Source organism: Christiangramia aestuarii (assembly GCF_009735585.1).
GTDB lineage: Bacteria > Bacteroidota > Bacteroidia > Flavobacteriales > Flavobacteriaceae > Christiangramia > Christiangramia aestuarii.
In genome coordinates this window covers 1-419 of record NZ_VJVW01000113.1, presented here as the reverse complement: position 1 = coordinate 419, position 419 = coordinate 1, and the positions used below count along the sequence as shown (strand labels likewise).

At 64.2% G+C, this 419-nt stretch carries 1 protein-coding gene; it reads right to left on the bottom strand.

What is annotated here, in order from left to right; genetic code table 11:
• On the bottom strand, positions 1 to 357 hold a 357-nt coding region (locus tag FLP08_RS17145), incomplete at its 3' end, for an aldehyde dehydrogenase family protein (protein ID WP_156278136.1).
• Positions 358 to 419 lie beyond the last annotated feature (62 nt).

The following is a 419-nucleotide window of genomic DNA, read 5'->3' as shown; positions in this document are numbered from 1 at the left end:
CTTGAGGATTTCCGGGGCGGCGCAGGCGTACTCGACGTTCTCGATGCCGCGCTTGAGTTCGCCGGCGGCGTCTTCCAGGGTCTTGCCGTGCTCTTCGCTGATCAGCTTGGAAATCCGCGCCTCGTTCTGCTCCAGCAGTTGCTTGAAGCGGTACAGCACCTGTGCACGCTTGGCCGGCGGGGTGTTGCGCCAGGCCGGGAAAGCGGCCCTGGCGGCATCGATGGCTTTCTGCAGGGTCTTGCCGTCGGCCAGCGGGACCTTGTGGATGGCTTCGCCGGTGGAGGGGTTGAAGACGTCGGCGCTGCGGCCGTTGTCGGCGACCATTTCGCCGTTGATCAGGTGGTGGAGGTTGCCCATCTTGTCTTGTTCTCTCTTCGCTAGGGGTGACGAAAGGGCCGTGGCCCTTTCCCTTTACCCGC